This is a genomic window from Spirosoma koreense, assembly GCF_054777875.1.
This window is the reverse complement of the sequence record NZ_BAAHAC010000029.1, coordinates 381,876-406,089: the sequence shown is the minus strand read 5'-3', so window position 1 is coordinate 406,089 and position 24,214 is coordinate 381,876. Positions and strand designations below refer to the sequence as shown.

Genomic DNA, 24,214 nt, shown 5'->3' with positions numbered 1-24,214 from the left:
AATGGCGTTTATTTCATTATTTTCTACTCTACTAAGTTTCTTTGTATTCCCGAAGTGAATCCAGGTCAGTGGCAGGCATATAGCCAAACCAAAGTTGGATTGGCCGAGCCAACTACAGCAGCAAGGACGTTAATTGTTTTACACACTGCATTCACAGCCCAACCCCCGCTGACATTCTGCACCCTGACTAACGTAATTGCTTTGCATCCTAAAACCATACCCACCAGTAGGCAGATATAAACATTAGACCCTAAGTGATTCCTTTGACCTCATCGGAACGACTAGCCGGGCGTAGGGGAAAAACGGGCCGTCGATTGGCCGAACCGGGGGGATAGTCTTATGGAGCAATGGCTATGTTATATTCAATGATTGCACAGCCGTCTGATATTATTAGCCACCAAGCCTGTTCAAAAGATGAACACCCTTTGCCTAGGTAGTTTCTTTTTCTATGGGTATGCATTGCTTACCGGGGGTTGCAAAAAAAACGGCAGGAGTCCCAGGTTACCCGCACTACATGCCAGTTATGCAGGCGAAAAAATCTATACCAATAGCGTTATAATTTCGCTGTTCTCTATCGATAAAAACCTATTACGTTATTGGTATAGACAAGGACTTAGCTCAGATACAATATAATCCTAACTAGCTGGTAGAGCCTGTTTTGGCGGTTCGATAGGGCATTATGCAATCATAAGCTCGGTGACTGGGGAAATTCTACACGGGATATAAAGTAAAAGCGCGGGGGCTGTTTTTTACTGGACAGGGGGTGGATATGGGTTGCTGAGCAGGGGTGTAAATAGACAGGGAGGAGATGTGGGTGGATATGGATAAATATGGATAGTCCTCCGCTTATCTGTCACCATGTCAGTAAGCAGGCTCCTCTTGAGCTAATCATAGCCGTAGACGAACTGATCTCTAGTCCTCCACTTAAGTGTCAACCCGTCAAAAACAGCATTCTACCAGCGTCAGGAATCCTGACAGCTCCACTAATCGGACAAGTTCTTTGCTAATGCGGTCAAATGGCGAATCGATTAAACCTTGAACACCTCAATGATTTATATCTATAGAATGGTATTATTAACGTGCGTTGAACATAAAAGACGAGCGTAAAAGAAAAATGGTCAGATGGGTAAATTATTTAAGGTTGAGAAGTCAGCTTAACTATTTTTGTAACTCAGTTATTTAGGGCCTTGTGTAGTAACGAAAAAGGGAGCCATTTTTCGCTCAGCCATTATTGGCGACCCACTCTAATAAGTCCTTCTTAAGTTTATCTATTGACATGCTCGAAGCCTTTATGCGTAAATATTTTTGTTGCCTGGTTAAACTCTTTTGCCTTTCCAACCCCTGTTTTTCTCAGATCGATCAAATAAAAGACTCTTTTTTCGAGGAAGTCTGTAATACGCTGTTGGACAACCAACATCGACCAGACAAATTTCGAATCGATGAAATCAATAAACAGCACATCATCCCCTTACTGAAAAAGTATTCTAAATATGAAAAGGAGGATGTGTACTATTTTATTACAGCGCGTCTGCAGCGCGTGTGTCCTGAATACCAGCATATTCTTCAGAGAAAGTATGGGAGCAAGGATGATATGATTCTGATAGAAAAAAAGCCCGTGGGCATTCTCGATAAGCCAGCCTGCGAAGCGTTCCTGAAAATCGGGAACTACTTCTATTACGATGATAAAGGCGATACCGTTCAGTTGGCCATCCAAGATGGGTACTGGGTAGACAAATTTAAAGATGACACTTATTCGAAGCTAAAATTTTACTGGATCGGCGACTGTGAATTCGAGATAGAATTTATAGAGAGCAATAATAGACTTAGAAAGAACTACAATCGACCTGGTGATAAATACCGTTATCAGATTCTGACCAAGGAGAAAAATTATTATATTCTGTCTGTGACGATTCCCGGGATTGATGAGTATCACACGTTTAAGGTTTATTATTAATTACGGCACCCAGTAGTTAGGATGATAATTTGGCACGGTATGTCATCATAACCAGAGATTGAGATTGCGAAGGGTATAAGCGTTTATAGCCAAAAATTGTACGCGTTGATTAACCTCAAGTAGATTATGTAACAGAAACAGAATATAAGCAATGGCTCTACTTAAGTACATAGTAATTATAATACTATTTCTCAATTTTCCGCTTAGGGCATTATTTCACTATTTATATGATAGAGAAAACCAGGTAATTAAGGTCGATCCAGTTACTAATTATCTACATATGCTACCTATCACTAATGGCCCTAGTAGTAAGTACAAGTCAATAGCAAATGGTATAGTAATCTTTCAATACCTGATCGTTATAGGCCTGCTCTTGGCAAACAGGGATCAGATTTTAGGATTAATTAAAAATTGGCACAATGTACCTTAGTTTGAAATTTTAATTCTAAATACATGTCTAAAATTAAAGCAATTTTGATCGTCGTATTTCTAGTTTTAGTCGATCTATTTATGTATTCTGCTCTAGGAATTTCTATGATGGCTTACGATGATAATTATAATGAGTCAAAAGGTGAGTACTGGAGTTGGGCAAGCATGACGTCATTTGATAGGATAATTTCAATTTCTCTAAGCATTTGGAATATTATTAACGTGATAGTAGTCGTTTATTTACTATACAAACAGTACAAAAAATTCAGAAATAAAACTGTTATATAAGCGTTTTTAGGAAATCAGCATAGCTACTTACCCCATTCTTCTAATCTAACATTCGTCACGGTCGAATCTTTGTTGTAAAATAGAACAAGATGCTTACCCTTTATTGGGTCAATATCTGAGTTGAATTCTTCGGTGATCTTGTAAAAAATGGTATTACTATTAACGCCATCTGGTTGCCCTAATAATTCAACGACCTGACCGATGCCTTTACCCTTTATTTTATAGTCTGAAAGTAAGTCGTTCACCATTCGTTCCCTACGGGGATACCATATGTCCTTTCGCTCCCGCCATCCTTTCTGGTCAAAGTTAGCCTTGGATTGACAAGAGATACATAACCAGAGATTGGAAAGAAATACGATATTAATTTTTCTTATAATGCCCATTTCCGTTAAAGAGCCTGCTATTTTTTAGTTAAAATACGTAAGTATAATATAAATACTACTTTGGTAAACGCTCATTTTACTAAGTCAATAAATATATAATGCATTATAATGTGTCTTATTGCTGACATATCGCTATCAAGTTGCTATCCAGGATTCTAATGTCTAGTTTTCAAGCCAACAGATAGATATACACTACGAATCCTTAACGCCTGTGGATAATCTGAGCTAAACTCAACTCAGCTACCCATAATGTAAAACCCTACTGCCTTCGTTTATCAAGGCAGTAGGATTTGATCGTTGCTAATTGCAAAAAATCAATAATAATTCAGATCATCATCCGCATCACTTAGTACAGCTTGGCCGGTTTTGGTTTGAGTCTGCATGTTGTTCCAAGTCGCCGATTGCCGGTCGAGCATCGTGGGTTCGACCGGTTGTAGAATCCGAAACAAGTACTCAGTATTCCCCTTCTCGTTCTTTCGAGTGGTGTACGCCCCTTTGCTCGTCGGCGTATCACTGTTGCCAAACGGGTTGAAGCCTGACGAGTAATCATTACCCAGGCTCAGGGGACTAGCAAACAAATTACCCGAGCGGGCTTTTTTAGCCTCATCCGAAGAAATAACAATCGTCTGCTCCTGCATGTAGCGGTAGGGCTTGCGTCCCGTTGCCCGTTCGTACTCGGTGGGCTGGGTTTCATAGCGGTATATGTTACCTGGCTTCGTTGTGTAATTGAGTCCACTTAGATCAGTTTGGCGAAGATCAACCCCACCCGCCGCATTCGGCACCGAGACATACGCCTGTCCACCAGCCCCCTGCCAGTAACCCGTTTTTTTATCGTACTTCGCTCCTGTAGCTTCGAGTAGCGCGGGTCCGACGACCTTACCGGTGAATCCCTGCAACTTACCTGAACCGGTGGCCTGCATGTTCGGATCGAACAGGGTTACGTTCACCGTACTGGGTTGTCCGCCCTGCCGGGTAATGACATTGTCGGGATTATTGAACGTTGCATCCCACATGTCGATCTGACTCTGACCCGCCTGTTGTTCTGACTTTTGGTTGTGCCGCTTTTGCTCGGCGAGCTGCTGCTTGCGCAGGCCGATGTTCGACCATCCCTGACGAAGACGCTCCTCCTCATACGGATTTCTGACATCGACTTTGTATTGAACCCGGCCCAGCAGCGGAGCCGTGCGTCGGTAGTACTCTGCGGCATCCTGCGCCGTTAACCCTTCGCCGGTCGTCAGTGCCGTCAGTACCTCATCAGGCGTGGCGTAGTCGGTTTTAAACTTACCGAGCTGGCCGACTCGTGGCGAGTAGTTGTCGGTGATGAGCTTCTGCCACTTGCCGTCGACTTTAAAGCCGCCATTGTAGGGTAAGTCTTCCGTGTTATCGTCCGCAAAGTCCTGATATGCCTGTTCCCAGGGGGCTACTTTCACCTGACCATTACGGAGCCGGTACTGTACGGGTCGGTAAATCTTCCCATCCTGCGCATCCTTCTGAGCCTGTAAGAAGTTACTCCGGCGTTGCAGCGAGCCAGCGTACAACGGGTGGCGCTGGGCTTCGAGGGCCATGTTCTGCATGTCCTGATCGAGCATACCACTCCGGGCGTATTGTTCATAGTCACCGCCGAAGTCCTTCTCGATCCGCGAGCGAATCTTCTGCTTGCCCTGATCCAGCAAACTCTGCCAGCGCCGTTGGTCCTGCTCCAGAAAGGGTACGCTGGCGAGCTGGGCCTGCTGCTGTTTCAACAGGAGTTGTTGCTGCTTAGCGGCTTCGGCGTCCTGCTGCGCCATTTGCGCCAAGCCCGATTGATACATCAGGTTGCGGTCAGCATCGGCTCGTTTCTGGGCGTACGATACCGTGGGCTGGAGCAATGCCAGCGCCGACTGCATGGGGCTGTAGTTATTGAGTACGTTAGACATTATCGTCGGGGTCTATTAGTGTAATGTGAAACTGGTCGGCAATAGCCTCGCAAAGCAGCTCGTAGATTGAGAGTAGTTCGTAAGCTTCTAAGGCAAATAGTGATCTAAACACGTAGAATATCGAGTGACCAATCGAATCGGTCGCTGCTTGTCGATCCAGGTTGACAAAATCCTGAATCTGGGAAAACAGTTGCTGTTGGGTTCGATCCCCGTAGAGGTAGCGCTTCAGGCTGAATTCGACCTGTTCAGCATGGGCCATAAACACCGTCGCCAAATCACCCGCATTGCCTCGCAGGGCTGCCAGATTGTAGCCGGGCGACTGGTTGAGGTAAGTCAGCAATAGCTGGGGTCGGTTGCTATTGAGTGGATTCGTCGGCGGGGTTGCGTTATCATTCATCGTCGTTCATGTTTACGGTTCTGTGGTTCATTCATGACCGGCTGGCCGTGGGTAGGGTTAGTTCTTCGAGTTGGCGACTCAACAGGGGCCACAGATCTGGGGGGCGTGGCGTCTTTCGGTTTATCTCCAGCACCGTGAGCTGAAACAGGGGCACTCTTACTTCCACCAGGCCGAATTTGCTAGCGGGTGGCAGGTCGGGGAAGTAGAAAAAAAGATAGTACCTTCCTTGCCCTTCGGTGACAGCATCGTAAAAGATACTGGGTAGCGGAGTGCGGACTAATTTCGCCCACCATAAGCATGCATGTTGGCTTGATTGGCCGGTTGCCGTCAGGGGCATTTGTCGAAGACGTTCGGGGGTACAATCCAAGGGTAGCCGGAGCCGAATGGCGGGCGTCAGCAGTGGATGATCATTCGGACCATCTTTGACGTGGGTGTTATAAACCAGCGAATACCGGTAAGTCTCGCTTAGCAGGGACAGTCTTTTTTGGCGTGTGGTTTTCATAGGAGGTCAGTTATAAACGGGAGTGAAACCGGAGTAGTGGGCGACAAGGCTGAGTGCATGAATGCCTCGTGACAATGGGCGATGGGCACGAAACAGTCCACCAGTTGCCCCTCCTCGTAGACCGGATAGTTGCGACGATCACTAGCAATAGCTGGCCGGGGGTAAAAGCCCCGACTCATCATTTCCTGCATCGAAAAGCACCCTACATGCTGCTGGCTGTAATACAGACTCACCCGGCTGCTAAACGAATCGAGCAACCAACCTGCCCGCTCCAGGCGTTTCAGCTGGGTCAGCCGCTTTTTCTCCTCGGCTGTCATGGATGCCATCACCACAACCATATCGGCATCCTCGAAATAGACGCTTCCCGTCGTCAATAATTCCTGAATAATCTGATCATAAACCGCCGTACCCTGCACATCGACCAGTAGCCGGTGGGGCTGGGTCCAGAAAGCGGGCCGCTCACCGATGGTGGCCCATAGCCAGGCCGGTGGGGTCGGAATTGGCGTGGATTTCTTCATCGTTTGGCGTGATCGGGTTGGACAGTCATCTTCTGTTCGACGTAGGATCGGACCTGCTGATAAAGGCCCATCAGTTCGTACCATTCCTTGCGCAGCAGCTTGTGTTAAATCTGGTCCAGCACCTGAGGGATGAGTGTTTGTGCTGCCGAAGCTGAGTGGGTCAGAAAGCTATCCAGCGCCCGATCCAGCCGCTGCCAGTCGGCGTGGTGGGTAGCCATCCATCGGCGAACTTCCAGACTGACGGCATCGGCCCTGTTCAGGAGTTTCAATACCTCAATATCCCGCTCGCCCCCCTGAAAGGCGCGTTCGTAGTAGGTAGCCGGAGCGGCCAGGTACTGGCTTACTGCCGGATGTTGATCGACAAAGGGGTGAAAAGCAGATGTAAACTTGGCGCGCTTATGACCATCGATAGGTCGCAATGGCAGAGTGATTTGTTGATTGGTTTCAAGCATGGTATTTGTAGTTTACTGGTTGTGCGAAAGAGCTAGATTGTCAATGAGTGGCGGGTAGTAAATCTTTCCAGTGGATGCTGTGTAGATCGCAGATCTTAAAAAAGGTACCCAATCCAAATTGAGTTAATGTGCGCCCGGCGTTGAACTGACGATCCGTTTTTACACTGGAATAGCTAGGGTAGAATTGACTGATCTGATGAAAGTAGTCTCGACCTTGTTCGCCAAAGGCCTTGAATAGACTAGCCCCCAGGTCACGCCATTGGCCGTAATCCCCCGTGATATCTAGCTGATGGTGAATGATGTAGGCAATACAGGCTTCTACTTTTCTAGCCTCATCTCGCTCATCGGATGGACGAAAAGTGCTGGGCCTGTCGCGGACGGGTTCGTCGTAGATTTGAAATGTAGCGGCCTGATGATTGAAATACGCGTCGGGATCATAACTGTAGCCCCGCAGACTAGCGACACTTCGGGGTTTTGTATCCAGCATAATTCCGTACTGGCTGAACAAGCGGTAAAGCGCATCGAAATGCTGGCTATGTCTTTCAGGGTAGGCTATCTTCACCAGCCCCCAAAAACCGGTTCCAGAAACGGATAGCCCACAATAGGCAACAACATTAATGTTGGCGATCAGGCGTTTGAGGTGAACGAAATTGCCGATGTGGGCGTGATCTTTTCCGTCAATGTCAAATTGTAAAAACCCAGAGTGATGAACTAACTGGCTGGCCTCGCGGTATGTAAATACCCCGGAAGGAGTGATGGCTGCTAACGTCGCTTTTAAATTATCCCGTTCTTCTTTGGTCGAAAGCGCCTGTATTTTTTCAACCGTCGGCGCGTATTCGTCGGAGTGCAACCAAGTCAGTAAGTTGACACTGGCGGGGTTGCCAGGCGTATTGAAGTTGGCAAAGCGACTAACCTCGACATTCAGAATTGAATCCGAAAAACAAGGTGTCCCAGAACCAGGACATGTGACAAGTGGGACAATGTTGTTATCCGGCGTGTCCCATTTGTCCCGCGTCCCGCAAGTGGGACAGCCGTTTTTTGCCGGTATGGTTACAGTTGACACCATCGATAAACGGTTTGTCGTTTGCTGGCAGAGCCTAATACTAGTTCGGCTATCTGTCGGTATGTATGTCCAGTTTTGTGCAGCTCCCGGCACCTCCGTTTTTGCTCCAGTTTGGTCTCATCGTTTTCTTCATCCAAGGATTTGATTTTGGCTTTCGGTAGCTGCCAATAGATGCTGAGCGCGTGAAGCTTGAGGATGGCAATTATGCGCATGGCATTTGTGAAATCAGTATCTGTACAGCTTATATATTGTGGGAGCCGATCCGTTTCGCTGTACGCCCGCAGAAAGCTCAAGACCATGCAGATTCGAAAAAAGATCAGGCCCAGGCGGTTGACCGAACCGGCGAAATCAAGGCCGACGTTTTCGACCGTTTCCCTTTTCATCTCCTGAAAAAAAGACCAGAATCTATCCTGCTGCTCCAGGGTCAGGGCAAATTGAACCGGATCGTCCGGCTTCCGATTGTTCAGCGTATTGTACAGTTTCTGATAGTAGTCGCCCTGCTGACTGAAGAAGGTGCCGTAATCCGACTTTCGCTGGTCGAACACGTTTTTAAACTCAGGGGTGGCATTCAGCTGAAAGAAAATAAACCGGCTGAATAAGCCATTTTCAGCATTCGGAATGAGGTTAAGTAGTTGGCCGAAGGTACTGGACAAAACCAGGGATAAATGAGGGCTAAGGACCTCGATGTATTCGCCATCATTCCCACGTCGCAATAAGTTTACAGGTTCGTGGTGAGCGGCTTTTCTGAGTACATCGCTGAAATTTCCGTAGTCCTGACGAACCGCATCGGCTAGTGTGTCCCCTTCATTTTCGAAGAGGAGTCCTCGACCGTCATTCTCGGCAATGGCCTGAATTATCGCTGTTTTTGACGAGTTGGCCGGAATGAACAGCATCTGATTAGGCGGCCGTTTTGGCGGTACCGGTGCTGCTTCAGCCGGTGCTTTGTTCTTTTTGAAAGCCTGTAAAGCCTGTTCGTATTGATGGAGTTGAAGCTGGTATTCCTTTTTCTCTGACTCGAACAACTCACGCTTATGCTTGTGGACGGACATTCCTAGTTGTCGAGCGTACTCGAGTCCACCTTTGCCGGTTCCGAATGGCGCAACCACGAAGACATATAAATTGGGGCCTACTGTTCGGCCGTCATAAAAGCCAATGACATTGGGTAGTAGTCCGCTAATTACCCCGATTGCACTGACTAGAAAGGTCCCCTGGTCCTGAGTTGTTGTGAATTGTTGGCAGGCCTCTTGCAATGGTAGAGGAAGATTATGGATAATCTCTTCACTAAATCCAACAAACGGTTTTTCGTCTGCGTGTCCCATTTGTCCTGCGTCCCAATTCTGAGACACCATGTTTTTTGGGACATTAAAGTCTGTACCGGGGGGAATGACTACGTTAGCCGCAGGTTGACTATTTAGTTGATTATGGGTAGCTTGCATCGATATTAATTGATTAGGAGCAGGATAGCTTTGTCGTGGTAGCGAGCTAGTCTGCTCTTTTTTTATCAGGCAGTAATGGAATCTGATAAGTCCAGTACTCGCAGCCAATTGCGTAATTCAGCCAAGGTGTGGACAATGTGCGAGTGGGCGATACGATCAGTGGTAACGTCGCTAACTGATTTTGTTCCGGGCCGAGGAACGATTAGCCTGATCTGGCGAGTACCATGCTCGGCTCGGACTTCGATACCGGCATCAATTTTCAGAACTGACCAGATTTTATAGCTAGAAGCCCGTAGTTCGGTGGCCACATGGATGAGCAACACCGGTTGGATGTGAGGTATCCCTAAAGCCATCATGCTGTTTGTAGCTTTTTGAATCGACGTGACTCTTTTAGCGCTGCTAATACATCAGAACGGCGGTATCTAACCCGACCGTTGATTTTAAGGGGAACTAAAACTGCGGGACGCTCTTCAGTATCGACTGCCCAGTCGTGAAGAGTAGTGAAAGAAACCTGTAATGTTTCGGCTGCCTGCCGCCGTGTCAGAAGTTCTGGAAGGTTGGCACCTTCAGGGGTAGGGGGCGTGTAATTCGCAAGTGCTTTTGCGAGACGCTCATCGAACAGTTGGCTTAACTGATCAGGCGTCATTGTTAATTGGATGACTGTGCCGTACATGACCATAACTGGGTTGGTTATGGCTCAAAGTTGGTAAGTCAGGGCAAGCGCTAAATATCTCGTTACTGTCGCGACAGTAGACTTAACTCGTTAAGTTAATTGCTCTAGGTCGGGTAAGTTCAGCTTAGCACGCTTATAATCAGGTAATGTATTGGATTCAGGATTGACTACTTTTTTCAAATGATCAAGGGTGGTAGGTTTTCCGTTATACTTTATGTCAAATATCTGTTGGCAGATTCCAGCCAACTTTGCAAAACTTAACTCTCCATTCGTTGTTGGTGGCTCAATATACCTGGCTCGTATTAGTTCGGATATAATATATCCAGCAATAGCGGGTTTGCAATTCCACTTAAGTTTTAGTCCTAGATCTTGATTCTCTTGCTCTTGTGTTGTCGATAATACCTCCGCGCCTGATTCTTCGGATGTCTGGTCATCGTCTACCTCCATATCAGTAAATGATTCCTCAATTTTATAATAATATCGCTCGAACGAATCTATAAATGGACCAATGCGAAAACTGGATGCAAAAGATGATAGAATTGAACTAATTTCTTTCAACGCACTATAATTTTCATCTTTTATTGAATCGATAATAGACCATAAAATTTTCCTTGTTTCTTCACAGTTTTCAATAAACGTGGCACAATCCACGGCATATGTATTTCTTTTAGCTCCCTCACTTAACTCATATGAATTAAGCCGCATCTCTTCGATAAAGTCTTTAGCTAAAGAGTTGATCTTATCAATTCGATTTTTTAGTGTATTGAGAGCGCTTGGGATTTCCCCCGGCTTGGGCATTTGCCTCTTAACTTGACTATCCAGTAATATTTTATTTATTCTGTCTCTATTCGGCTCAAAGTAGTCAACAGCTAACTGCCACTTGATAACTAAATAATGAAGGTTTTCTGAGCACTCTAGTGTATCGTTAGCTCTTAACTCTTCTAGTGTATTTCTTAGTACTTGCATCTTCGTGACTTAGTCTAGCCGTATTAATTTTATATTTTAACCTGGTCAATTAGCATTTTTTAAGAGTTAAGAAACTCACTTGTTAGTACCTATGTGCCGCTTTGATACATTACTGGAAGTGAGCATGTTCTAGCATCAATAATGCGTTCTGCTCTGACGAAATTTTGATATATCGTAAGAACACAGCCTCTGAACGATGGCCAGTAATCTTCATGATTGAAACGGTAGGAACCTTGGCTAGAAAAGCATTTGTTGCAAAGGATCTGCGGGCTGAATGACTTGTAACCATATCACATTTTTCCAGATAGCGCGTTTCTTTCCTGCCTCCTTTTGTTCTGCTCACTTCTACCGCATCGGTTATATCAGCCCGACGGCACAACTCTTTCAGATAATCATTCAACTTCTGATTAGAAATTGTTCGCGGAGGAATTCCTTCATATTTAGCTAGAATAGACAGAATCTTGGGGTTGAGCGGAATAGAAACCCGTTCGGAGGTTTTCATTGTCTTTCGCGTTAGAATACGGCCGTTATGAGTGATGTTTTCTGGGCGAAGTTCCGAGAAGTCGGAAAACCGAAGACCTGTATAGCACCCAATCAGAAATAGATCACGAACCCGGTCGAGCCGGGGGTTACTGGATAGATCTAGGTTATACAGGTGAGTCAGTTCATCATCAGTCAGATAGACATTGTCTACATCTTCCACTAATTTCTTAAAATCTCGATGCTGGAAAATTAGATTGGTATGCATGCCGTCGTTATGTGCCTGCTTCAACATAACCTTCAGATCTTTCAGCAACGTACCTACGTAATTCAGCGTCAGGCCACGTCCTGTAAGCCATAACTTAAAAGCATTGTAGTAATCCAGGTTATAGGCATCGTACTCGACCGAGTTGCCAGTCTCTAGCCGGTAGCGCTCCAGAATTCGTTTCAGCTTCATATACCCCGCCAACGTATAGCCAGCGTAATGGACACTACGGGAGTTGAGCCGCTTACCTGTCTGCGCTTCTTTCACAAACCGCTCGATATACTCCAGAAATGATTCCTGTTTTACAGGAGCCACCTCCACCAATTTGGCCTTTTTCGAACGGCCCAACTCCGTATCGAGGTGTTGTTTTATGGTTTCGTTGCCAAGAGGTATCTGGGCAAGCTGGAGCGATGTCAGTACTTTTTTCAACGCAGAGCGCCAGCGATCAAGGTTGGCATTGATGATCTCGAAGGGCTCCCGGGCAACGCGGTTTTTTTGATCGGTACGGGCTCGCTGGCTTACGGCATCCCATTGATTGGGGACAATAGTCAGGCCGGTCGAATAAACAAATCGTTTGTTCTCGTACCGGTAAAACAGCGAAATGAGTGTAGGGTGAGTAGCACGTGGTTCTTTGAGCAGGAACTTAATATCCTGATCGGAGATACTTTTCATTCGTCTTGCCTGGTTTGGTCAAGACTAAGATACAAAGAAAGGGAATACGGTTGACGGATCAGTTGACGGATTTACTTTATCAAACCGTATTATTATTCGTAAAGTGTGATAAAGCAAAAAAGGCTAACCAGTTGATTGTGAGCTTTTGCGCTCCAAAACTGATTAGCCTTTATGTAAAATGAGAGCCTCCTACGGGATTCGAACCTGCGACCTACGCATTACGAATGCGTCGCTCTACCAGCTGAGCTAAGGAGGCAATTTTTAATGAATACTTGTTAATGGATAATGAATGATGAACTTCAGTGACATCCGTTCTTCATTGCTCATTTTACATTATTCATTACCAAAGCGGGTGCAAATATAGCCGTTTGGAATTTAAGAATGCAAGTATCCGTTCTATTTTTGGTAAATTTGCATCCATGATTTCCATCACAAACCTCTCTTACTACCTCGGTAGCCGGGCACTCTACGAAAATGCGTCGCTGCACATTAAGCCCAACCAGAAAATCGGTCTGATTGGCCTCAATGGGACTGGCAAATCGACGTTGCTCCGGATTATCAATGGCGAATATCAGCCCGACGGGGGCACCATTTCCAAAGCGGGCGATGTTACGCTCGGGTTCCTCAATCAGGATCTATTGTCGTATCAGACCGACGATTCCATTCTGTCGGTAGCCATGCAGGCGTTTGCCCGGCAGAATGAGCTCCAGATCAAGATCGATGAGTTGCTCCACGAAATGGAAACCAATTATCGGGACGAGCTGGTCGATAAATTAGGAAAGGTTCAGGAAGAATTCGACGCACTCGATGGCTATACGATCCAGTCCAGAGCCGAAGAGATTCTGGAAGGGCTAGGCTTTTCGACCGACGATCTGCACAAACCACTGAAGTTGTTTTCGGGTGGCTGGCGGATGCGGGTTATGCTGGCCAAATTGCTGCTCCAGAAACCATCGTTGCTGATGCTTGACGAGCCGACCAACCACCTGGACTTACCGTCGATTCAGTGGGTTGAAAAATACGTTCAGAATTACGAAGGGGCTGTGATCGTAGTTTCCCACGACCGCGAATTCATCGATAACGTTGTCGATACCATTGTCGAAGTATCGGGCGCGAAGCTGAATTACTATGCGGGTAACTACTCGTACTACATGGAAGAAAAAGCACTGCGAAACGAAATCCAGAAAGGCGCTTTTGAAAACCAGCAAGCCAAGATTCGGCAAACGGAGCGGTTTATCGAACGATTCAAGGCGAAAGCTTCCAAGGCCAAACAGGCCCAGAGCCGGGTCAAACAACTCGAACGCATGGAACTGGTCGACGATGTGATCGACAGCAATGCTCGGGTTAATTTTAAATTCAACTTCTCTCAGCAGCCTGGTCGGCATATCCTGCACCTGGACGATATTTCGAAGGCATATGGCGAAAAACGGATTCTGACCCATTCAACAGCCCGGCTTGAGCGGGGCGATAAAGTAGCCCTGATCGGGGCCAACGGACGCGGCAAATCCACACTGCTTCGCATTATCTCCGGATCGGAACCCATCGACGGCGATCGGGTGCTGGGGTATAATGTCTCGTTCAGTTTTTACGCCCAGCACCAGCTTGAGTCACTGCGCGTCGAAGATTCGATGCTGGACGAGCTCAAACAGGCAAACCCAACCAAATCCGACGGTGAGCTGCGGGGGGTACTAGGCTGCTTCCTGTTTTCGGGCGACGACGTATTCAAGAAAATTAAAGTGCTGTCGGGTGGTGAAAAATCACGCGTAGCGCTGGCTAAAGTACTGCTCTCTCAGGCCAACTTCCTGCTGCTCGACGAACCGACCAACCACCTCGACATGCAGTCGGTCAATATCCTGATTCAGGCATTGCAGCAGTACGAAGGGACGTACGTGGTTGTCTCCCACGACCGGTATTTTGTGTCGCAGATTGCCAATAAAATCTGGTATATCGAAGACGAGCAGATCAAGGAATACCCCGGAACCTACGACGAATATGAATGGTGGCAGGAAGAGCGCAAAGCGCAAGGTATAACGCCAGCCAAGCCGGTTGAACAAACCAAAACTCAACACGTAGTCAGTCCGGCACCCGCCACCAATGGGCATTCGACCAACGGAAACGGAAAGGCCGCTACGACCGGTCGGCCATCGGACGAGGAGCGGAAAGAGTGGCACAAAACCCTTAAGAATCTGACCCGCCAGGCCCAGGAATCAGAAACTAAAATTGCTCAACTGGAAGATCGGAAGAAACGCCTTGAAGCCGAACTGGCCGATCCGTCTACCTACGGAGACGACAAACTGATGCAAGCCAAAAATGACGAGTATCGACGCATAATCGCCCAGATCAACGAACTTCAGGATGAATGGGAACTAGCTATGCTGGAAGCCGAAGAAGTAGAAAAGAAACTAGTTTAAGTCATTACCCTATCTAATTGAGCCGGATCATTCGCGAATGGTCCGGCTTTTCTTTGTGTAAAAGTTGAATTGTATAATACAAGTAAAATATATTTATGTTTTATTTGTGGCGTTATGGACAACTTCAGAAAGGGTAGGGGAGCCCAATTTAACAGCGCTAATCGCTTCGAGTCGCATCGCTATGAGCCCGGTTTGGAAGCTCATTTCGATGACGATTTCCCGGAGCCAACTGTTAAAACGCAATTTTTCGATGAGACCGCTAAACAAATCATCAGCCGACCGATTAGCCCGGACGTAGGCTTTCAGGCGTCGATCAATCCGTATCAGGGCTGCGAACATGGCTGCATTTACTGTTACGCTCGTCCGTCCCATGAATACTGGGGCTTCTCGGCAGGGCTGGATTTTGAAAGTAAAATCATGGTCAAGAAGAATGCGCCGGAATTGCTGGAGAAGCAGTTTCAGTCGCGCTCGTATAAACCCGTCGTCATCCATTTTTCGGGCAATACCGATTGTTACCAGCCTGCCGAACGAACCTATCAGCTTACGCGCCGGATGCTCGCGCTGTGCCTTCGTTACCGCAATCCCGTATCGATCATCACGAAAAATGCCCTGATTCTCCGCGATCTGGATCTGCTTCAGCCTCTGGCCAAGCTGCAGCTGGTCAGTGTCGCGATTTCTATAACGACCCTGAACGAAAGCCTGCGGTTATTGATGGAGCCACGAACGGTTACGGGCGCACAACGGCTGAAGGTGGTGAATAAGCTGCATCAGGCGGGCGTGCCGGTGGGGGTTATGACGGCTCCGATCATTCCCAGTCTGAACGATCAGGAAATTCCCGGGCTTATCAAACAGGCCGCTGATCAGGGTGCCTGCTGGGCGGCTTATACGGTCGTTCGGTTGAATGGAGCGCTAGGACCGCTCTTTACGGACTGGCTCACAAAAACATTTCCTGACCGGGCGGAGCGCGTGCTGAATCAGATTGCGGATTGCCACGGTGGTCAACTGAATGACTCGCGCTTCCGCACGCGCATGGCGGGTGAAGGCCATTATGCACAGCACATCGCGCAACTGCACCGGATTGCCTGCCAGAAATACCTCAGCGACCGTCAGCCTCCGCAACTCACGACCGCCTTGTTTCGCCCGGCTGGCCAGATAAGGTTATTTGAGTAATGGCCAGAACATTCTGGCTGGCTTTACTTCTCGTACGAAAATCCCCGCAGCTTCGTATTCACCGGCTCGGTTTCGCCCAAGGTGATCTGATGGTCGAACGACTGGGTTATGGTTTTCTGAATGCCCTTGCAGATCGTCTCCAGCGGTAGATCGTTGGCGTCCGTACCAAAGGGGTTCTCAATTTCTTCGGCGATGATTTCGAGGCTGGCCAGCACGTAAAAGACAAAAAGCACCAGCGGGATCACCAGATAATGCAGGTTCGATACGTACCCGATGGGCAGGGTCAGGCAATAAATAGAAATGAATTTTTTAATAAACGAGCTGTATGAAAATGGAATCGGGGTGTTCTTGATGCGCTCGCAGGCACCGCAGATGTCCATCAGCGAATCGATTTCGGGGTTCAGAATGACCAGATGCTCAGGGAGCAACACGCCCCGGCGCTGAAGTTCAGCGATTTTACCGAAAAGAATGAGCGCAATCTGCTGGGGTACGTGTTCATTCAGGTTGAGGTTCTGAATGGTAAACGTTGTCGTTCCGGTAAATTCTTCCTCATAGGGCTGCTGTCGCAGGTGATTCTTCAGGGCGAAAGCGAAGTTAGGAATCATGGCCCGGAAGAACTGGCGCGCTTCGGCGTGCGTATCCTCCAGCAACTGATCCATTTTCAGGGCCAAGTTCCGGCTGTTGTTCACCAGGGCTCCCCAAAGTTTTCGGCCTTCCCACCACCGATCGTAGGCTGTGTTGGTCCGAAAGACCAGCAGCATCGAAATCACAAAGCTCAGCAGCGTATGCATGAGCGAAAAATTCTTCAGGTGGGGGTTCGCGCTCAGATCGAGGAGTTCGATGATGTGAACGATAACGAACGAATAAAGCCCTACACCGATGAGTGCCGGCATTAGTTTACGGACTGTATCGGCCCGGTTGAACGTGATGATGAACCGATACCATTCTTTTGGATTATAATTGACCATAGTTTTGGATAGTCGAGTAAACCTTAATCATACGCGATTTTGCCGACGTTCGCAACGGTAAATCCAGCCAGTGTTCACAAATTTGTATCATCCGACCGGTTTGCCAGCGTTTAGGTAGCAACCCCTGTTCGATAAAAATCAGCTTACATGCGCATGCTTTTCCGCTTATCTATTGGTTTGGTCCTGTGGTTGCAAACCACTTCGCTGCTGGCACAACAGCTACAGACGATTGATCACATTTACGATCCACAGGTTCAGACCGTTCTGTTGTTTCCGCAGGTCAGTGCCAACCCGAACGACCCGGCATTGACTCTGAACCCACCGGTTATTTCCCTCGATGAGCAGGTCACGCTCCAACTGGAGTTCGATGATCTGACGGCCACTTACCGCTCGTTTCGTGCCCGGCTTGTGCATTGCAATGCCGACTGGCAGCGGTCTATTCTGAACGATATCGAGTTTACCTATGAATATAACGACAACCCAATCACGGAGTATCAGACTTCGATCAACACGAAGATTCCGTATTTTCATTACCGGTTTACCCTGCCGCGCGTAAAGCTACCCGGTAATTACCTGATTGTCGTCTACGATGAGCGGAACCGCAACAACATTATTTTTACGCGCAGGTTCAGCACCTACCAGAATCGCATCAACGTGGCGGCCGACGTGCGTTTTTCGTCTGATCCGGCCCGTCAATTTGCCGATCAGCAGATTGATCTGAGCATCAACTACAAAGGGTATCAGGTGATCTCGCCACAGGATGATTTTAAAGTAGTTATTCGCCAGAACTACCGCGACGACCGCGAAATCCGGGGATTGCGTCCGACCAACGTGCAGGCGTTCGACCAAACCCTGGAGTACCGGCTGATCGATCGGAGCAACACCATGCCTGGAGGCAATGAGTTCCGCTTTTTCGATACCCGAACTGTACTGTCGCGCGCCAATTACATCGATCGAATCGACCGACCAGCCGACCATACGACGGCTTATGTCCAGGTCGACCAGCCGCGTAGCCGGGGAGTGTACATCCAGAGCGACGATTTCAACGGTCAGTTCGTGATCGACCACCGCGAAACGAGCAACGGGGCTACCAATGCGGATTATATCGAAACGGTCTTCACCCTTAAAATTGCTGAGGTGCCGGGCGTCGACGTATTCGTCAATGGCGCTTTCAATTTCTGGCAACTGAACGATCGCAACAAGATGAGTTACGATGCACTGCTGGGCGCTTATCGGAGCTCGGTTTTGCTCAAACAGGGTGTTTACAATTACGATTACATCGTAAAAACAACGGGGCAGCCGCCCCGGGTCGACGAAAATTACATTGAGGGCAGCTATTCCTCGACCGAAAACGACTACGAAATCTTTGTTTATCACCGCCCACCAGCTTCCCGTGCCGATCAGCTAATTGCCTACAAGCGTCTGGGTGTAAACAAACGGAAATAGCGCCTGCGTCATGTCAGTTTCCTGGCTCTTATGCGGCTGATGGTTTCGGGCGCGAGACCCAGAAAGGAAGCAATGTGCTTCAACGAAGTCCGGTTGAAAATATCCGGGATTTCCTGGACTAACTGCTGATAGCGATCCGGCGCTGAAGCGACGCGTAAAGTATGGGCCCGCCGTTCACTTAGGGCATAATACCGCTCGGTTAGTACCCGACTGGCGAAGTTGAATTCAATAAACTGGTGAAAAAGCGACTGCAGTTGTGCATACGTGATCGACCAGACAACGCCGTCTTCCAGTAGTTCGATGTACTCCTCCGAAGGTTGCCGCGTGTAAAAACTGACGATGGAGATAATCAGGTCATTTTCTTTCATGAACCAGACCGTAACTTCCTTGTCTTGCTGCAGGTAATATCCGCGAACCAAGCCTTTCTGAATGAAATAAATTTTGTTGCTGACTTCGCCGGGTTGTAAAAGCCACTCCTTTTTGTGGACTTCTTCCCGCTTCAGCAGCCGTTGTAATTCTTCCCGAAGAGCGTCGGAGATGGGGTAAATCGATTGAAGAAGCGCCAGAAGTGGTTCCATTCCCTTATTTATCGATACAAAAAAGGCGGACTTGATGTCCGCCCTTCCTGGATTAAGCTCCGTGCAGAAACTCCATAATATCGCCGTCCTGCACAACGTATTCTTTGCCTTCGACGGCCAGCTTACCCGCTTCCCGAACGCCCGCTTCGGTCCTGAATTGCTGAAAGTCGGGCAGCTTCATGACCTGCGCCCGGATAAACTTACGTTCGAAATCGGAATGGATCACGCCGGCGGCCTGGGGCGCTTTCCAGCCCCGGTGGATGGTCCAGGCGCGCACTTCTTTGACGCCCGCCGTGAAATAGGTAATCAGACCCAGTAGTTTATAAGATGCTTTGATGAGCTTGCTCAGGCCTGATTCGGTCAGCCCGTATTCGCCCAGAAACAGCTCGCGCTCATCCGGATCTTCCATTTCGGCGATCTGGGCTTCGATGCTGGCGCTGATGACGATCACTTCGGCCCCCTCGTCTTTAACGGCATCGCGCAGGGCATCCGAATACATATTGCCGTTCGGTAGCGAGGCTTCGTCTACGTTAGCCACGTAGATAACCGGCTTCACGGTCAGCAGCGCGATGTCGCCGATGGCCGCTTCCTGATCTTCGGGCGATACCTGTACGGTTCGGGCACTCTTGCCGGCTTCGAGGGCGGTTTTGTATTGTTTTAAAATTTCCAGTTCCGCTTTGGCTTTGGCATCGCCCACGCGGGCCGCTTTATCGATGCGCTGAATTTTCTTATCGACCGACTCCAGATCTTTCAGTTGCAGTTCTGCATCGATGATTTCCTTGTCAGCTACGGGATTCACCTTTCCCTCCACGTGAACGATGTTCTCATCTTCAAAACACCGGATCACGTGGACGATGGCGTCGACTTCCCGAATATTGGCCAGAAACTTGTTTCCCAGCCCGGCTCCCTGGCTGGCTCCTTTTACCAGGCCCGCAATATCGACAAATTCAATAATGGTTGGTACCACTTTTTGGGGCTTTACCAGGTCTTCGAGCGTTATCAGGCGCTCATCGGGTACGGTCACTACGCCGACATTCGGTTCTATCGTACAAAACGGATAATTGGCCGCTTCGGCCTTTCCGCTCGATATTGCATTAAACAGCGTCGACTTGCCAACGTTGGGCAGGCCCACGATACCACATTGTAGTCCCATAGTTCAATTGCGAATGGGTGAATGAGAGAATACCACTCAGCAGGTGTCGTTCTGTTTCGTTCCCGCGCTTTCGCTCTTTAAGTTTTTCGCAAAAATACACCTGCAACGGCGGACCGCAAAAAAAGCCTCCGGCATTGGTGCCGATGGCTAACTTTGATTTTGAGGAAAAAAGCCCGTTTGAACCAGGGAGAAGTAAGAAAGTAAAGTCTAAATCATGCAGTAGGTGGTAAAGCGATCATTCCCATTTGAGTTCACTGGCGAAGTCGTCCTGTTCATCGCGTTCCCGCTGGGCAAACTGCGTAAAATCGACATCCGGCATCAACTCCGTTTTAACGTGATCTACGGTCTCGTTCAGGGCTTCGATAAACTTATCGAAATCTTCTTTGTAGAGAAAAATCTTATGTTTTTCATAGACAAACCCATCGCCCTGCGGATGACGCCGACTCTCGGTGATGGTCAGGTAATAATCGTTGGTACGGGTCGATTTAACGTCGAAAAAATAAGTTCGTTTTCCCGCCCGAACCCGCTTTGAGTAGATCTTCTCCCGGTCTCTTTCGTCCACATTCATAAAGGTTTAATCAGTTCACAACCGCTAAAGTACGGGCAATCAGCAAAGAACAAAAAGAAACCTGGCAAATATATTTCGTGGAGAAAAAACCACGAAACGTTCGCTGATTGTGGCGGCCGTTCCACAGTTTTTTCGCTAAATCCTTGGTTATTAAGCCTCTGTAACCTATCTTTGTTTTACAGGAATTGCACTTTTTGGGGACGGAAGGTATGTGCGTTGTCATCAGCATACATCCGTCTATTTTTTTCACGTAACCAAAAGCTGTATGAGTTTAATCGTATCCCTTATGTTGTTTTTTAGCAACATAAAATCGGCGGAGGTCCTTCCGGGCCTCATACAGAAAGGCAAAGCGTCTTTTTATTCCAAGAAGTTCAATGGTCGGAAGACCTATTATGGTGAGCGTGTCAGCTCCAATGCCCTTGAGGGCGCCCATCTAACCCTACCCGTCAACACGTTGGTGGAAGTCACAAACCTCGACAACCAACGGTCAGTAATTGTACGAATCAATGATCGGGGCCCTTTTTCGAAAGGCCGGATCATCGACCTAACCCACGCAGCCGCTCATGCACTTGGCATGGTCTCGAAAGGCATTGCCAACGTTTCGCTGCGTGTCGTTGGAAAAGGTCACGCTATTGCGCTGTCTCCTTCAGCCTTCAGCGCTCCTATTGCTTATCAGTCTATGCTGGAACCCGCGCTCTAAAAAACGCCGGTTACCGCTCCCCGACCCGTTCGCTATTTCCCTGTGCAATTCCTGCCGGAGATGTCGAACGGGTCGCTTTTTGCGTTAGATTGTAAACGCTTAGTGGGAATGAATAATGGATAATGTAAAATGAGTAATGGGCAGCGGCAAGCAGCTTCCTGGATTCGTTATTCATTTTACATTATCCATTATTCATTCCTTTACCGGTTTCAAGTAAAGACGCATGAAACAATCGCTTAATCTGGGTCAGGTACGCTCGTTCGGTAATGTCGAATTTCTGGCTCGCCAGCTGGTCGAAGGGTTTATTACCGGTCTTCATAAATCACCATTCCACGGATTCTCGGTGGAATTTGCAGAACATCGGCTTTATAACACCGGTGAAACGACCCGACACATCGACTGGAAAGTGTTTGGCAAGACCGAAAAGCTGTTTGTCAAACGTTATGAGGAAGAAACTAACCTACGCTGCCATTTACTGGTCGATACCTCCTCGTCGATGTACTATCCGGAGGCCAATTACGGAAAGATAACCTTTAGCGTAATGGCGGCTGCGTGCCTGGCTTATATGCTGCAACGACAAAAAGACGCAGTCAGCCTGACCACCTTTGCCGATACCATCGATGTGCAAACGCCCGTGAAGTCGACGCCTTCGCACGTACATAAGCTGTTCACGCAACTGGATCTGCTGATGCAGCAACCCAAGCCGTTGCGAAAAACGGCGGCCGCCGATGTTATTCATCAGGTGGCAGAAAAAATCAACAAACGGTCGCTGGTGGTTATTTTCAGCGATATGTTCGATAACAGTGAAAAATCGGACGCCTTGTTTTCGGCTCTCCAGCACCTGCGGCATAACCTGCACGAGGTACTGCTGTTCCACGTTACGGACAAGAAAACCGAAGAGAATTTCGCATTCGATGAGCGCCCGTACGAATTCATCGACCTCGAAACCGGGGAGAAAGTGAAAGTTCAGCCGGGTCAGGTCCGGGAGACCTACCAACAGGCGGTGCGGACTTATTTTCAGGAGCTGAAAATGCGGTGCGGTCAGTATAAAATCGATTTTATCGAAGCCGATATAGCGCAGGGATTCGATCAGATTCTGACCGCCTACCTGGTGAAACGAACGAAAATGAAATAATACCTGAAGCTTTTATCCTCCTGACGAAGGAAGGATCTTATGGCTTCCTGACTAAATCATTTGGCGACATTAGATCCTTCCTTCGTCAGGAGGACAAACACTGGTTAACTGTAATTTACGTTACATACAGCTACACCGGTGGCTTATGTATTACTTTTTCACGCTCGCTTTGGCATTGGCAGGCGCTTTCGGGGTGGGGTGCTGGCGTTTGTAGAACAGCATAAAGTCTTCAATCTGCTCGACCGGGAGTTTACGGGCAATGATCCGCTTGTCTTTGTCGAGCATATATACCGTCGGGGTGGTCCAGACGTCATACTGTTTGGAGTAGTTCGTCCGGTTGGCGAGGTCAGCACCGTTGATGGCATTACCGAGCTTGAACTCGTGAATGAACTTCTTCCATTCTTTCAGGTCCGGATCGATGGTAATGGCCAGTACCTCAACCCCTTTTCCTCTGTAGGCATCCGCGAATTTCTGCAGTTTGGGCGCGCTTTCCCGGCAGTGGCCGCAGGTCGGTGAATAGAAAAATACAACCGTGTAGTCGGCTTTGATATTCTGCAGGATGATCGGTTTACGGAGCGTATCGGTCACCACCGGCGCCACCATGATCTTACCCACCAGATTTGGCTTTATGGAAGCTACGCGCTCGCCCACGCTTTTCAGCGTCGACGAATCGGAAACGGTCATGATACCAGTTGCGTAATATTTCTCGAACATATGCACAAACAGACCGTCGGTGCCCATTACCTTCGGTTGCTCATACGGTTGAGTGATGTAATAAATAGTGTAGTATTTTACTTCCTTGTTTTTACCTGCCAGCGCTTTGCTCACCACGTAATCGGCGCTTTTGATGAGCGAATCGGAATTCTGGACCGTCAGCTCCTGAATATAGCGGTCCACTTTTCGCTGCAAAAACGGGGTCCGCACGAATCGCTCATCGGCAAAATCGAAATTATCCCAGAAATGATTTTTGAAGTAACTGAATACCCAGGCTGAGTCTGGCCGGCCGTTGGCAAGTTTAGGCGCGGGCGGCACCTCGGGTTCGGCACTGGCTTTGATTAGCTTGACCGTGAAGGTAGCCGAATTGTCACTCAGAAATTTTTCCCGGAAATCATTGGCCTGTTTTTGTAGGCTGCTCATCTGCTTATCGATAGCCGCTGAAGCAGCCGCATCCGCCGGCGTTTTTTTCTGGGCGTTTAGTCCCTGCGCTTCGCTGTACAATTTCGCCAGTTGCTGCTGGTAGGTATAGAATAGCTCGTTCTCTTTCGAGCCGGTAATTTTCATTGCTTTGATGGCATTGATCGTGTCGGTATCGAAGGAAAACTCCTGATCGTCTGTGATGAGCAGTTCGAAGTAGCGATTCCTGGGCGATACGGCGAGGTAAAGACCCTGAGGCAGGCTTTTTTTACCTTCAAATACCAAATTCCCCGCCCCGTCCACGCGAGCCGTGTCTTTCGGAATATACTGCGTTGCCCCCAGATAGTGGGCCAAAATGCAGGTCGTATCTTTCAGGCCTTTGATATGACCGGTGATGTGAAAGCCATTCGATGGGGTTTCACCGGTCGATTGCGCTTGTGTAGCCGGAACGATAAATAACGTAAGTAACGCAGCCAGAAGCAGGTTTTTCATAAAAAGCGGGTACGTATCTTCGCAGATTCTGATGAGAACAAAGTTAGGTAAATCAGTCGGTGGTTCAA

General features: G+C 48.1%; 22 protein-coding genes and 1 tRNA gene. 6 read left to right on the top strand and 17 right to left on the bottom strand.

All coding sequences use genetic code 11. From position 1 onward, the window contains the following. Nucleotides 1-1,276 precede the first annotated feature (1,276 nt). On the top strand, nucleotides 1,277-1,954 hold the full coding sequence (locus ACYVC2_RS29520; protein WP_461108773.1) for a hypothetical protein: 678 nt from the start codon (nucleotides 1,277-1,279) through the stop codon (nucleotides 1,952-1,954). Between the two features lie 740 nt (nucleotides 1,955-2,694). Here the strand turns inward: ACYVC2_RS29520 and ACYVC2_RS29515 are convergent. From ACYVC2_RS29515 to ACYVC2_RS29460, 12 genes are all read right to left on the bottom strand, one after another. Beyond that, on the bottom strand, nucleotides 2,695-2,919 hold the full coding sequence (locus tag ACYVC2_RS29515; protein WP_461108772.1) for a hypothetical protein: 225 nt from the start codon (nucleotides 2,917-2,919) through the stop codon (nucleotides 2,695-2,697). 449 nt (nucleotides 2,920-3,368) lie between these two features. Further along, nucleotides 3,369-4,970, bottom strand: coding sequence for a tudor domain-containing protein (locus ACYVC2_RS29510; RefSeq protein WP_461108770.1), 1,602 nt, complete (start codon nucleotides 4,968-4,970; stop codon nucleotides 3,369-3,371). Then, on the bottom strand, nucleotides 4,963-5,367 hold the full coding sequence (locus tag ACYVC2_RS29505) for a hypothetical protein (protein ID WP_461108768.1): 405 nt from the start codon (nucleotides 5,365-5,367) through the stop codon (nucleotides 4,963-4,965). The genes ACYVC2_RS29510 and ACYVC2_RS29505 overlap by 8 nt, the downstream gene beginning before the upstream one ends. Before the next feature lie 31 nt (nucleotides 5,368-5,398). After that, nucleotides 5,399-5,869, bottom strand: a complete 471-nt coding sequence (locus ACYVC2_RS29500) for a hypothetical protein (RefSeq protein ID WP_461108766.1) — start codon at nucleotides 5,867-5,869, stop codon at nucleotides 5,399-5,401. Next, entirely contained in the window at nucleotides 5,866-6,387 is a 522-nt protein-coding gene (locus ACYVC2_RS29495; RefSeq protein ID WP_461108764.1) for a hypothetical protein, read from the bottom strand. Before ACYVC2_RS29495 ends, ACYVC2_RS29500 begins: the two co-directional genes overlap by 4 nt. Before the next feature lie 104 nt (nucleotides 6,388-6,491). Then, a complete protein-coding gene (locus tag ACYVC2_RS29490) occupies nucleotides 6,492-6,839 on the bottom strand; it encodes a hypothetical protein (protein ID WP_461108762.1) in 348 nt (115 codons plus the stop codon). A gap of 40 nt (nucleotides 6,840-6,879) precedes the next feature. Then, nucleotides 6,880-7,905 (bottom strand): BT4734/BF3469 family protein, encoded by a 1,026-nt coding sequence (locus ACYVC2_RS29485; RefSeq protein ID WP_461108760.1) that lies wholly within the window; start codon nucleotides 7,903-7,905, stop codon nucleotides 6,880-6,882. Further along, nucleotides 7,890-9,446 carry a DUF3987 domain-containing protein gene (locus ACYVC2_RS29480; protein WP_461108758.1) on the bottom strand — a complete coding sequence of 519 codons (1,557 nt, stop codon included), beginning with the start codon at nucleotides 9,444-9,446 and terminating at the stop codon, nucleotides 7,890-7,892. Before ACYVC2_RS29480 ends, ACYVC2_RS29485 begins: the two co-directional genes overlap by 16 nt. 244 nt (nucleotides 9,447-9,690) lie before the next feature. Next, on the bottom strand, nucleotides 9,691-10,011 hold the full coding sequence (locus ACYVC2_RS29475; protein ID WP_461108756.1) for a helix-turn-helix domain-containing protein: 321 nt from the start codon (nucleotides 10,009-10,011) through the stop codon (nucleotides 9,691-9,693). Between the two features lie 90 nt (nucleotides 10,012-10,101). Continuing rightward, complete coding sequence (locus ACYVC2_RS29470; protein WP_461108754.1) at nucleotides 10,102-10,977, bottom strand: hypothetical protein; 876 nt, start codon at nucleotides 10,975-10,977, stop codon at nucleotides 10,102-10,104. Nucleotides 10,978-11,086: 109 nt separating this feature from the next. Then, a complete protein-coding gene (locus tag ACYVC2_RS29465) occupies nucleotides 11,087-12,394 on the bottom strand; it encodes a site-specific integrase (RefSeq protein WP_461108752.1) in 1,308 nt (435 codons plus the stop codon). Between the two features lie 183 nt (nucleotides 12,395-12,577). Then, a tRNA-Thr gene (locus tag ACYVC2_RS29460) sits at nucleotides 12,578-12,650 on the bottom strand. Nucleotides 12,651-12,813: 163 nt separating this feature from the next. On the opposite strand from ACYVC2_RS29460, the gene ACYVC2_RS29455 reads away from it, so the two are divergent. After that, nucleotides 12,814-14,802, top strand: coding sequence for an ABC-F family ATP-binding cassette domain-containing protein (locus ACYVC2_RS29455; protein WP_461108750.1), 1,989 nt, complete (start codon nucleotides 12,814-12,816; stop codon nucleotides 14,800-14,802). A gap of 114 nt (nucleotides 14,803-14,916) precedes the next feature. Beyond that, the gene (locus tag ACYVC2_RS29450) at nucleotides 14,917-15,972 is read left to right on the top strand and encodes a PA0069 family radical SAM protein (RefSeq protein WP_461108748.1); all 1,056 of its coding nucleotides are present in this window, start codon (nucleotides 14,917-14,919) and stop codon (nucleotides 15,970-15,972) included. 23 nt (nucleotides 15,973-15,995) lie between these two features. Here the strand turns inward: ACYVC2_RS29450 and ACYVC2_RS29445 are convergent, their stop codons facing one another. Next, nucleotides 15,996-16,940 carry a bestrophin family protein gene (locus tag ACYVC2_RS29445; RefSeq protein WP_461108746.1) on the bottom strand — a complete coding sequence of 315 codons (945 nt, stop codon included), beginning with the start codon at nucleotides 16,938-16,940 and terminating at the stop codon, nucleotides 15,996-15,998. Nucleotides 16,941-17,093: 153 nt separating this feature from the next. On the opposite strand from ACYVC2_RS29445, the gene ACYVC2_RS29440 reads away from it, so the two are divergent. After that, the gene (locus ACYVC2_RS29440; protein ID WP_461109734.1) at nucleotides 17,094-18,386 is read left to right on the top strand and encodes a type IX secretion system plug protein; all 1,293 of its coding nucleotides are present in this window, start codon (nucleotides 17,094-17,096) and stop codon (nucleotides 18,384-18,386) included. Nucleotides 18,387-18,394: 8 nt separating this feature from the next. Here the strand turns inward: ACYVC2_RS29440 and ACYVC2_RS29435 are convergent, their stop codons facing one another. The 3 genes from ACYVC2_RS29435 to ACYVC2_RS29425 all read right to left on the bottom strand — a co-directional run bounded on the left by ACYVC2_RS29435 (nucleotide 18,395) and on the right by ACYVC2_RS29425 (nucleotide 20,679). Beyond that, nucleotides 18,395-18,964 (bottom strand): Crp/Fnr family transcriptional regulator, encoded by a 570-nt coding sequence (locus ACYVC2_RS29435; protein ID WP_461108744.1) that lies wholly within the window; start codon nucleotides 18,962-18,964, stop codon nucleotides 18,395-18,397. Nucleotides 18,965-19,016: 52 nt separating this feature from the next. Continuing rightward, nucleotides 19,017-20,117 (bottom strand): redox-regulated ATPase YchF, encoded by a 1,101-nt coding sequence (gene ychF, locus ACYVC2_RS29430; RefSeq protein WP_461108742.1) that lies wholly within the window; start codon nucleotides 20,115-20,117, stop codon nucleotides 19,017-19,019. 235 nt (nucleotides 20,118-20,352) lie between these two features. Further along, nucleotides 20,353-20,679: a DUF3276 family protein gene (locus tag ACYVC2_RS29425; protein WP_461109732.1), complete on the bottom strand. Its 327-nt coding sequence runs from the start codon at nucleotides 20,677-20,679 to the stop codon at nucleotides 20,353-20,355. A 271-nt stretch (nucleotides 20,680-20,950) separates the two neighbouring features. Here ACYVC2_RS29425 and ACYVC2_RS29420 point away from each other — a divergent pair, with 271 nt between their 5' ends. Both ACYVC2_RS29420 and ACYVC2_RS29415 read left to right on the top strand, forming a co-directional pair. Next, complete coding sequence (locus ACYVC2_RS29420; RefSeq protein WP_461108740.1) at nucleotides 20,951-21,385, top strand: septal ring lytic transglycosylase RlpA family protein; 435 nt, start codon at nucleotides 20,951-20,953, stop codon at nucleotides 21,383-21,385. A 223-nt stretch (nucleotides 21,386-21,608) separates the two neighbouring features. Continuing rightward, nucleotides 21,609-22,520, top strand: a complete 912-nt coding sequence (locus ACYVC2_RS29415; protein WP_461108738.1) for a DUF58 domain-containing protein — start codon at nucleotides 21,609-21,611, stop codon at nucleotides 22,518-22,520. Nucleotides 22,521-22,670: 150 nt separating this feature from the next. Here ACYVC2_RS29415 and ACYVC2_RS29410 read toward each other — a convergent pair whose 3' ends face one another. Next, complete coding sequence (locus tag ACYVC2_RS29410; RefSeq protein ID WP_461108736.1) at nucleotides 22,671-24,146, bottom strand: thioredoxin-like domain-containing protein; 1,476 nt, start codon at nucleotides 24,144-24,146, stop codon at nucleotides 22,671-22,673. Nucleotides 24,147-24,214 lie beyond the last annotated feature (68 nt).